The organism is Mesorhizobium newzealandense (assembly GCF_042682145.1).
GTDB classification, from domain to species: Bacteria; Pseudomonadota; Alphaproteobacteria; order Rhizobiales; family Rhizobiaceae; genus Mesorhizobium; species Mesorhizobium newzealandense.
Genome location: NZ_JBHUGZ010000006.1, coordinates 155,062 through 164,636, shown reverse-complemented (window position 1 = coordinate 164,636; position 9,575 = coordinate 155,062). Strand labels below are relative to the sequence as shown.

The following is a 9,575-nucleotide window of genomic DNA, read 5'->3' as shown; positions in this document are numbered from 1 at the left end:
GATGCCCGCGGTGACATCCATCTTGGCGGGCACACAGGGGGGGGGGTCAGGCGGCAAGCGCCCGACCTTGCGCGCAGCAGAGCACGCCGCCGCCGGGGCAACGATGCCTTTTCTTCAACCGGGCCGCGCGCGTCGCGTTCAGCGCGTCGTCGATGCGGTCCTTCTTTGTTCCTTGACTTCCCGACTCTGTGACAGCCGCCGACCGCGGATGACGGCACGCCGCCGAGAGCTTGGCCAGCCGCTCCTGCCGCTTTTTCCTTTTCGTTAGTCGCCGCGTCTCCTCGATCTGGCCCCTTGATCTGCGCGACACGCTCCTGGATGGTCGCCTTGGGGGCCGGCGCCGTCGATGAATCGTTGTGGTTGTCCTTCTCGATCCGTCACGCGCCTTGGGCGCGGCCGAGCATCTCGATGTGACGTTTTCGAGCTTGATGCCGAGATCCTCGAGATCATGCTGGCCGGCGTGAGCACGGCGATGTCTTTCCAGCATCGTCTTTGCGGCGATCGCCGAAGCTCGGGCGCCTTGACGGCCGCGACCTTGAGGCCGCCCGCAGCTTGTTTTGACGGCGAGGTGGCGAGCGCTATGTCTGTGCCTTCGACTGAGTGATGCTACCTAGCGTAGATGATATCATACTGGAGCTGAGCACGGCAGGGGGCGCACTGGCTCGCGTGGGCGACTGTGAGCTGTTGGGGGGCACCATAGGTGTGCTGTTTCCGCTATAGGGGGTTTGTACATCGCCTTGCTTGAGGATTAGTCGGGACGGCTGAGTCTCTCAGAGGTGTGTGAGAGGGTCTAGAGGGAGCATATAGTGTAGTGGTGAAGATTCTATGAGAGGTCTCGACTCGTTGTGATAGCTAGAGAGAGAAGGTGGTCAGGCTCACGTCGGCTGAGCGTGGATGAGCACGTAGGGCTCTTCCAGCTCGACGCGCCATCTTGTCCGGCATTGTGACGAAATAGGGTGATAGATACCGCGGTCGAACTGCATGCCCTCGACGACGTCTAGTTCGTCTCGGCGGTCTTGGCTTCCTCGAACGGTGTTGACGCGCGTCATTGCCGACCTTGTCCATCGCCGTGCGATCATGTCGCACGACGCTGGCATCGCCATTGGCGGCGATGTTGCCGACCTGTGCGATCGTCCGGCGAACGACTTGACCTTCTTGGCCCCGCGCCTTGATTTCCCAGAACGACGGCGGTGACCGCCTGGTTCTATGCCGCGCTTCAAGTCCAATCGGGTTCTGCCGCTGCGACCAGCTGGCGCCTTCGCGCAGGTCAGGCGGCCCAGCACGGTTTGGGTGGTGGTGCCGTCACCGGGGGCCCCGGAAAGGGGGGGGGGGTCGTTGGTCTTCGAGGCCACTTCGCCACCATCTGCGCGCCCATGTTCTCGACTGTCCGGCAAGCTCGATTTCTTGGCGACGTGACACCGGTCCTTGGTGATGCGCGGCGCGCCATAAGGGCCTTTCGATGAATGACGTTGCGGCCTTGGGGCCGAGCGTGACCTTCACCGCATTGTTGAGGATCTCGACGCCGCGCAGGCATGCGGTCGCGCGCGTCGGTGGAGAATTGTTTTCCTGTTCAGACATTTTTTTAATCCCGTTCGGGTGGTGGAGTGACCCTCGCCGGAGCCTGGCAAAGGCCGGCTCCTCCTATGGTCAGGCGGCCTTCTTGGCCTCGACGGCCTGTCGATTGACGCCCATGATGTCGGCTTCCTTCATGATCAGCCTGTCCTCGCCGTCGATCTTGACCTGGTGCCCGACCATTTGCCGAACAGGATGAAGTCACCGGCCTTGACGTCGAGTGCGATTCAGCGCACCGCTTTCCGGTGGTCGCGTGCACCCGGCCGACGGCGATGACTTCGCCTTCCTGCGGCTTTTCTTGGGCAATTGTCGGGATGATGATGCCGCCCTTGGATTTGGTATCGCCTTCAGCGCGACGAAGACGACGCGGTCGGGTGGAGTGGCCGAAATTTCATGGAACTTCTTTTCTGGGCGCACAGGCGGCACGCGTCTATATAGACGCGTTGGCACTCGATAGATAGGTGCCAAAAATTATTCGCCGCCGGAATTAAATATTCAAAAGTATTATTTCGGTCCTTTGTTCGTGATATCGCGGGTTGGTCAAATAATTCAAAAAATTGAATTTTGCCGATTGAGTGCCTATTTATCGGACGAAGTTCGTTTTCACGATTTCAGGGACACGGAGATTTTCTTCGATGGCCGAAAGCAATCAGACATCATGGAGAAAAAGCTGAAGCCCGCTTTGTCCGACAAGCAGAAGAAAACGGCGGAAGCGCACAAGGCAACCGCCGAGTACATGTCCGAGGCAAGGGGCCAGGGAGATCAAGACGGCAAAGAAATGCGGGAACTGGCGGCTGGCCCAAGGAAGAGGCCGACCGCGTCGGCCAGAAGCCCTGAATCCGACGCCCAAGATAAGCGCGTGGTCAAGGAAGGCCGCCGCCACGGAGGTGAAGCATTGAGCCTGACATTCCCAACCCGCAGCCGCAGCTATGACGAAGCCCGGCAAACGCATTCCGCTTTTCGTCGGCCGCATGACGGCTGTTCCAGATTTCGTTCTCCCGTCGCCTGCCGTGCAGGGCCAAGATGCAGCCGGGCGCCGGCGGCCCAATGAATCCGGCTACCTCGCCAAGACGTTCGACACCGAGAGCAGCGCCATCCGCGACGTGGCGTCGAGGGCCTACGACCGCACCCGCCGAGCATGTATTTGCTTTGACGGCACGCTGCCGCTCGACGATCTCTATTTGTCCTTGAAGCCGCTGTCGAAGAATGGCGGCGCGGTGGATTACGAGCGGCTGGTGAGTGGTGGTGACATCTTTCCGGCGCGCAATCCAGAAGCGCGCTTCGTGCTGTTCCGCATCGGCGACGCCGTCGCCTCGCGCAACATCCATGCCGCCATCTATGACGGCATCAGGTTCGGTCTGCGGATCTGATGCCCGGGTCGTTAGGTTGGCATGTTGAACGGCGTGATGATCTGGATGTTGGACGCAACCGGCGCGACCGACTTCGGCAATGCGCCCTGTGCCCTCATGATGTGAACGCATGCCGTGCGCATGTCCTGCCTGAGATCGTGATGCAGGACGGCTGAGATCCGTCGGCTTCGCAACAATTCGAGATTGTCGACGTCGAGATCGTGGCCAATGAACACCCGGCAGGGCCGTTTCAGTTCGGCGAATGCCTGCACGATGGACGCGTTTCCACCGCCGATGGAATACACGGCCGCAATGTCGGGATGATGTGTCAGTGCGGTGCGGACCAAATGGCCCGTCGGGCGATCGATGCCGTGCCCTTCGCTGACGTCGACGACCCCAAGGTCAGGAAAGTGCTCGCGCTGGGCTCGGCGGAAGCCAATTTCGCGCTCTTCCTCGCCCCGGAACCGGCTGCTGCTCAGGGTGACAAGGACATCGGCGCGCCGTTCACCAAGCCATGCGCCGATCAGGTAGGCCGCCGTTTCGCCAGCGGCGCGGTTGTCGACGCCGACATAGGCCAGCCGGCGGCTGTTCGGCAGATCGGTGACAAGTGTGACGACAGGTATCCCCGACTGGACAACCCGGTCCACAGCGGCCGCTATCTCGGGCACGTCAGGCGCCTTGAGAAAAATGCCGTTGCTGCCGCGGCGGGCAATCGCGTCAAGCAGCGAGACGGTGTTTGCCGCCGCCCGTACCTCTGCGAGATGATAGCGCGCTCGAAACACAGCCGGGTGCAGGCCAGGCATCTCGGCTTCCAGCGCCGCTCGCACCGCTTCGGTAAAGCGCACCGGAGCCTCCATGACGAGATCGAGAATGAACTTGCGCCCGGACAAGCCGACCTGGGAGCGTTGCGTTTCCAGTTCGCGGATCGCCTGCTCGATCCGGCGAATGGTGTGCTGACGCACGCCGCTGCGTCCATGCAAAACACGGTCGACAGTGGCGATGCTGACGCCGGCCTGCAGTGCAATGTCCTTCACCAGAAATGGATGCGACATCAGTGGACCTGATCAGCCGTGAGGTGTTTTTGAGGTGTTTCAGCCGTGTTCCTCATGTCAGGAAAGCTATACTTCCACCATCCAGTCGAGACAAGACCAGAGGGAGGATGCCATGAAAACCGACAATTCCGCCAAGCTCAGATCCGATCGCGTTTGGCTCACCGCCGAAATGTGCAGCATCGACGACTTCGCCGCGTTGACGCAGCGGGCGACACATCTGGCGGATTATCCTTTCGCGTCCGAGGTCCAAAAAAATGTGCTGATCTACGACGGAGCCTCGGTACGGGCCGCTGCTGCCGATCCGGACAAGCGCAAGGTTCTTCTCGCCGAGTGGGTCGAGGCGATGACAGATGGCCCGGGTGTGGTCGTCTTCCGTGGCGCCTTCGAGAATGTGGCTCCCATCGAAGCCGCAACGGAAGCGTTCAACGCCACTATCGCTGAAGAGCGTGCGGCCGGGGCAGGTGGTGGCGACCATTTTGCCAAGCCCGGCGCCAACGACCGGATATGGAATGCCCTGGAGAAGCTTTGCCTGCGCGACCCGGTAACCTTTGCCGCCTACTACGGCAACGACATTGTCGCGTTGATATCGGAAGCATGGCTTGGTCCGGCCTACCAGGTGACGTCTCAGGTGAACAATGTCAGGCCGGGCGGCGCGTCGCAGTCCGCGCACCGGGATTATCATCTTGGCTTCCAGACCGCGTCGGTCATCGAACGCTATCCGGTGCATGTCCATCGGATTTCGCCCGTCTTGACGCTGCAGGGTGCCGTCGCCCATTGCGACATGCCGGTGGAAAGCGGGCCCACGCTCTATCTGCCTTACTCGCAGACCTATCTTCCCGGATACCTTGCGATGAACCGCCCCGAATTCCAGGCCTATTTCGCCGAGCATCACGTTCAGCTGCCCCTGGAGAAGGGTGATGCGGCGTTCTTCAATCCGGCCCTGTTCCATGCCGCCGGCACCAACCGGTCCGCTGATATCCAGCGCATGGCGAACCTGCTGCAGGTGTCATCAGCCTATGGCCGCGCCATGGAGAGCGTGGATCGCACCCGGATGAGCGCGGTCCTCTATCCGGCGCTGAAACGGATGTTGGAAGAGGGCAGCCTGACCAGGGACGCGGCGGACAATGTCATAGCGAGTTCGGCGGAGGGGTATTCCTTCCCGACCAATCTGGATCGCGACCCGCCGCTCGGCGGCCTTGCACCGGAAACCCAACAGGCACTTTTCCGCCGAGCGCTAGATGCGAAATGGGAGCCTGCCGCCTTCTTGGACGCACTCGAAAACCAGGCCCGTAAGAAGCTGACCTGAGAAGGTCTGCTACTGCAATTGGCAGCGATGGTGGCGCGCGGCCGGACATGCGTACGAGAGCCCGTGTACGCTGGCCTGACCGCGCGCCCGCACGTCGCTGGCTCGTCGCCAGACAACGTACGATTCTGTGAGATTGTGCTGCGTCTCAAACCATCCTGGCGACAGCCATGCACAGCACCGTGATGGCCAGCAGCCGCGCGGCAATGCGTTCGCCCGTTGCCATTCTGGCGCGCAATTGCGTCTCGGATTCCTCATTCGCGCCGGCAAGTCGCCTGCTGGGCGCCCTGACCATGGCGCCGAGTACGCCGGCGGCGGCGAAAGCGGTCAGGATGCCAAGCGCCAGCACTATTTCCGTCGAGCCAAAATAGGCGCCGTGGAAGAAATACCAGAGCAGCGCTCCAGTCAGGAATACTATGCCGGCCGCGCCCATCTGCGGCTGGATGAAGCGCTCGGCCCGGATATCGGGATCTCGCGCCAGGGTGATCGTGGTGCCTGCCCAGAAAACACCGGCCATGACGTGAAGGCCGATAACGACGATATAGACATACTGCATGACCGGATCTCCTCTTTCGTCCGCCATTACCATACAGTTAGATATCTAACGGTTAGGTGTCAATGTATAAACCGGTGCCAGTTCCATCGGCCGTTCCCTTGTTCTAGTGTCTGACGATGACGCCTTTCGACCGCCCGCCAGTCGGCATGAATCTCGGCCGCACCGCCAAGCTTGTCGCCCAGGCTTTTGACGCTGCCTTGGTCGAAGCCGGCGGTACGCTGCCGGTCTGGCTCACTCTGCTGTCGGTCAAGTCGAGCAAGCTTGCCAATCAGCGCGAGCTCGCCGGCATGATCGGCATCCAGGGCGCGACGTTGACCCATCATCTCAACGCGATGGAGACACAGGGCCTGCTGACGCGCCGCCGCGATCCCGTCAACCGCCGGGTTCATCTCGTCGAACTGACCGAGGCGGGAGAAGCGATGTTCGAGACATTGCGCAAGGCAGCACTTGTCTTCGACAAGCGGCTGCGGGTGGGGTTGCCCGACGAGCGGCTGGCGGAGTTCGCACAGGTGCTGGCTGTGTTGCGGGCCAATGTGGAAAGCTAATGCATGTCGCCCAAAAGTGGTCCCGGTTTTGGGGCAACGACATGCATAGAAACAAAAAGGACGAGGCTCAGTCGTCGTAGCCCTTGATGGCCCCAAAGGTAGGGCGCAGCTTCAGCGCGGCGATCAGATTGGTCAGCTTCGTCTTGCCATCAAAACTGTCCTGGAACATCTCGTCATGCATCAACAGGATCAGCTTGCCGGGTTTGACGAAGCGGCCGTAGCCGAACAGGTGGTCGATCTCGCTGACCAGATGGTCGACGCTTTGCACCGGCTCGCCGCTGTCCTTGTGCACCCATTCGTGGTCCCAGCCGTAGAGATAGAAGCCTGAGGCGGCGACAAACTCGTAGTCGGGCTCCTCGCGGCCCTCCTGGGCGAGGCCAAGCGAGGTGTCGTTCTTCAACATCGAGGGCAGCCTGAACACGTCGCGCCCCGGTAGCCGTGCATGCACCACGGGCTTCAGGCCGAGCACCGCATTTGCCCGCACCATGTCGGCGACGACGCCTTCGGTGTCGGCATAATAATGCTGGTAGCGGTTGTTGGCGTGGCTGTAGCTGTGGTTGCCGAGCGTCACCAGCGCAAGCTGCTTGGCGCGTTGGACGAGCGCCCTGTTGGCGGCACTCGCCTGCGCATGCATGCCGACCATGAACAGGGTCGCTGGAACCTGCTCGGCTTCCAGCACGTCGAGGATATTGCTGGTGCCGTTCAGCGGGCCATCGTCGAAGGTGAGGTAGATGGTGCGATTCGCCCCATGGGCGGGGAACGCAAGGATCGACAGTGCCGCCAGGACAAACCGAAACGGTGTCATCACCCGCAATATCCGGTTGCGATCACGACAGGCCGCCATGTCCACAACGGCCTGTCAAGGTGGCCGGGCAGGACTTACGCCAGGCTTCCTTGCAGCACCGTCAGCTTGGCCTTCTTCGGCATGCGGGCCGTCAGCCATTCCAGCGCCTTGTCCTGCGGCATCGGGAAGGCGATGGAATAGCCCTGGACCTGGTCGCAGCCGATCGCCATCAGCGAATCGAGCTCGGCCTCGGTTTCAGCACCTTCGGCAACGATCGAGATGCCGAGGCCACGCGCCAGCTCGGTGATGGCGCGCACGATCTTCGAGTTGTCGCCATTCTCATGGATGTTCTGGACGAAGCGGCGGTCGATCTTCAGCCGGTCGATCTCGTTCGGGTTGACATGGCTGAGCGAGGCATAGCCGGTGCCGAAATCATCGAGTTCAAGATGGACGCCGGCTGCCCTGATGTGGCGAAGCTTGGCGGCGATGCCGGTCTTCTCGTCGTCGAGAATGACGGATTCGACGATTTCCAGCGACAGTTTCTGAGGCGGCAATCCGGCCTTTTCCAGCGTCGAGAACAGAAACGCATCGAAATCATGCTCGCGCAGTTCGGTGCCGGAGACATTGACGGCAAGCCGCCCGAAGGCAATGCCGGCCCGGTTCCATTCGGCGGCTTCGTTGATCGCCTTGGTGATGACGATGCGGCCGATCTCGGGCATGAAGCCGCATTTCTCGGCGACCGGAATGAATTCGCCAGGTGGGATCATGCCGCGCTCGGCATGGTTCCAGCGCACCAGCGCCTCGATGCCGCTGATCGTGCCGTTGGTCAGCGAAACCTGCGGCTGGAAATAGACCTGGAACGCCCGGTCCGCGATGGCGACCTTGATGTCGTGCTCGAGCTGCTTGCGATAGTCGAGCTCGCGGCGCAACTCCTCGGAGAAGAAGGAGAAGTTGCCGCCTCCCAGCTTCTTGGCGGAGTAGAGCGCCAGATCGGCGTGGACCAGCAGATCCTGCGCATTGTCGGCGTCGATCGGGTAGACGGCGATGCCGGCGCTGGCGCCCGGAAGAATGGTCGTGCCCTGGAAAATGATCGGCTCGTTGATGTGGGCCAGGATGCGCCGCGCCAGCATGTTGATGTCTTCGGTGCCGCCCGCACCGCCAAGGATCATGACGAACTCGTCGCCGCCCAGGCGTACGCACAGGTCAGATGCCCGGCAGGAATCGCGCATGCGCTGCGCCGTGATGACCAGCACATAGTCGCCGGCGGCGTGGCCGAGCGTATCGTTGATCTGCTTGAACCGGTCGAGGTCGAGCTGGACGACGGCAAGGCGCTCGCGACGCCGGTGCGTGCCCTTGATCAGCGTATCGAAATGATCGGTGAGGAACGTGCGGTTGTGCAGGCCGGTGAGGCCGTCATGCACCGCGATGAAGGCCATCGAATTGCGCGCGTCGACCAGCTCATGGGTCTTGCGCAGGATGGCGTTCGACATCGGCCTAAAGATGAAGAGTGCCACCAGCACGATGACGCCGAGGGTGGCGTAGAACAGAGTGCGGTGGAGCGCCAGCAGCTTCTCTGAACGCTCGTCGGCATCGGCGGTAATGCGCTGACCAAGTGCTGCGTAGCCCGACAAAGTCGCGTTGGCGACAGACGCGTCGAGATTGACGCGCTCGCCGCTGCCCTTGTAGCCGTCAATGGCGCCCGTCAGCTGGGATTCGAAGGATGAAATCAGCCGCTTGCCATTGGCGACAAGGCCCACCGAGAAATAATCGAGATGGAACGGCTTGGCGAACAGCACGCTCTCGATCGATTTCGCGTCCAAGCGGGCCGGTGACATCGGGTCTGCATTCGTCTGTTCGAGCAGCAGATCGTAGTTCGTCTCGAACTCCGCCGTCGCCTGCTTGAGCGCACTGACCAGTGCCGGCTGCTTGTCGCGCGACGAAGCACCCGTTGCACCGGCAAGGAAGACGATGCGCTGCGACAGCGTCTTTTGCGTTCCGACGATGTCGAGCAAGGTGTGGTTGTGCTGTTGCGTGGCCATCATCTGCTGCAGCAGGATGAAGGAGGCTATCACCATGGCGGCAATGATCAGCAGGGCCAGCCAGTAGCCAGCCTTGATCAGCAAAGTGAGCTTGCCTGAAATGGTTTGCACCGGCTGCTGCGACATTTTCGGGGGCGGCCCTCTCGCCAACGGGTTCCTGCTGCGAGGACCATTGGCTTGCAAACGTTAACAGGTGTGGAAATCGACAGCCGGCCGGCAAGGAGGAAACGCTGAAAGATCGCGAAATGGTTATCGCCTCGTTTAGCGCCGTGTCGGCATTTGAGCGGTCGTCGGTCACCGCCATTGTCGTGGCGTCGCTCCTGCGCCGCATGACGACCCACATCAGGACTGCTTGCCACCGATCCGGTCGTTTTT

At 61.5% G+C, this 9,575-nt stretch carries 6 protein-coding genes and 3 pseudogenes; 3 read left to right on the top strand and 6 right to left on the bottom strand.

What is annotated here, in order from left to right; genetic code table 11:
• Positions 1-890 precede the first annotated feature (890 nt).
• Positions 891-1,534 (bottom strand): annotated as a pseudogene (locus ACFSOZ_RS08760) (TCP-1/cpn60 chaperonin family protein); the annotation flags it as partial.
• A 113-nt stretch (positions 1,535-1,647) separates the two neighbouring features.
• Positions 1,648-1,967: pseudogene (locus tag ACFSOZ_RS08755) on the bottom strand (co-chaperone GroES).
• Between the two features lie 759 nt (positions 1,968-2,726).
• Here ACFSOZ_RS08755 and ACFSOZ_RS08750 point away from each other — a divergent pair.
• Positions 2,727-2,942 (top strand): annotated as a pseudogene (locus tag ACFSOZ_RS08750) (N-methylproline demethylase); the annotation flags it as partial.
• A gap of 11 nt (positions 2,943-2,953) precedes the next feature.
• Here the strand turns inward: ACFSOZ_RS08750 and ACFSOZ_RS08745 are convergent.
• Positions 2,954-3,973, bottom strand: coding sequence for a LacI family DNA-binding transcriptional regulator (locus tag ACFSOZ_RS08745; protein ID WP_379096066.1), 1,020 nt, complete (start codon positions 3,971-3,973; stop codon positions 2,954-2,956).
• A 112-nt stretch (positions 3,974-4,085) separates the two neighbouring features.
• On the opposite strand from ACFSOZ_RS08745, the gene ACFSOZ_RS08740 reads away from it, so the two are divergent.
• On the top strand, positions 4,086-5,279 hold the full coding sequence (locus ACFSOZ_RS08740; protein WP_379096063.1) for a phytanoyl-CoA dioxygenase family protein: 1,194 nt from the start codon (positions 4,086-4,088) through the stop codon (positions 5,277-5,279).
• A gap of 145 nt (positions 5,280-5,424) precedes the next feature.
• On the opposite strand, the gene ACFSOZ_RS08735 is transcribed toward ACFSOZ_RS08740, so the two are convergent.
• The gene (locus ACFSOZ_RS08735) at positions 5,425-5,832 is read right to left on the bottom strand and encodes a hypothetical protein (protein ID WP_379096060.1); all 408 of its coding nucleotides are present in this window, start codon (positions 5,830-5,832) and stop codon (positions 5,425-5,427) included.
• Between the two features lie 116 nt (positions 5,833-5,948).
• Between ACFSOZ_RS08735 and ACFSOZ_RS08730 the strand changes: the two genes are divergently transcribed.
• A complete protein-coding gene (locus tag ACFSOZ_RS08730) occupies positions 5,949-6,377 on the top strand; it encodes a MarR family winged helix-turn-helix transcriptional regulator (RefSeq protein WP_379096057.1) in 429 nt (142 codons plus the stop codon).
• Between the two features lie 67 nt (positions 6,378-6,444).
• Here the strand turns inward: ACFSOZ_RS08730 and ACFSOZ_RS08725 are convergent, their stop codons facing one another.
• Together ACFSOZ_RS08725 and ACFSOZ_RS08720 are read right to left on the bottom strand one after the other, a co-directional pair.
• Entirely contained in the window at positions 6,445-7,182 is a 738-nt protein-coding gene (locus ACFSOZ_RS08725; RefSeq protein ID WP_379096054.1) for a polysaccharide deacetylase family protein, read from the bottom strand.
• A 74-nt stretch (positions 7,183-7,256) separates the two neighbouring features.
• Positions 7,257-9,326 carry a putative bifunctional diguanylate cyclase/phosphodiesterase gene (locus ACFSOZ_RS08720; protein ID WP_379096051.1) on the bottom strand — a complete coding sequence of 690 codons (2,070 nt, stop codon included), beginning with the start codon at positions 9,324-9,326 and terminating at the stop codon, positions 7,257-7,259.
• Between the last annotated feature and the right edge of the window lie 249 nt (positions 9,327-9,575).

What these genes read in the sequence shown, in the direction of transcription:
- ACFSOZ_RS08745 (WP_379096066.1), bottom strand. Translation starts at nt 3,973, where the DNA reads ATGTCGCATCCATTTCTGGTGAAGGACATTGCACTGCAGGCCGGCGTC.
- ACFSOZ_RS08740 (WP_379096063.1), top strand. Translation starts at nt 4,086, where the DNA reads ATGAAAACCGACAATTCCGCCAAGCTCAGATCCGATCGCGTTTGGCTC.
- ACFSOZ_RS08735 (WP_379096060.1), bottom strand. Translation starts at nt 5,832, where the DNA reads ATGCAGTATGTCTATATCGTCGTTATCGGCCTTCACGTCATGGCCGGT.
- ACFSOZ_RS08730 (WP_379096057.1), top strand. Translation starts at nt 5,949, where the DNA reads ATGACGCCTTTCGACCGCCCGCCAGTCGGCATGAATCTCGGCCGCACC.
- ACFSOZ_RS08725 (WP_379096054.1), bottom strand. Translation starts at nt 7,182, where the DNA reads ATGACACCGTTTCGGTTTGTCCTGGCGGCACTGTCGATCCTTGCGTTC.
- ACFSOZ_RS08720 (WP_379096051.1), bottom strand. Translation starts at nt 9,326, where the DNA reads ATGTCGCAGCAGCCGGTGCAAACCATTTCAGGCAAGCTCACTTTGCTG.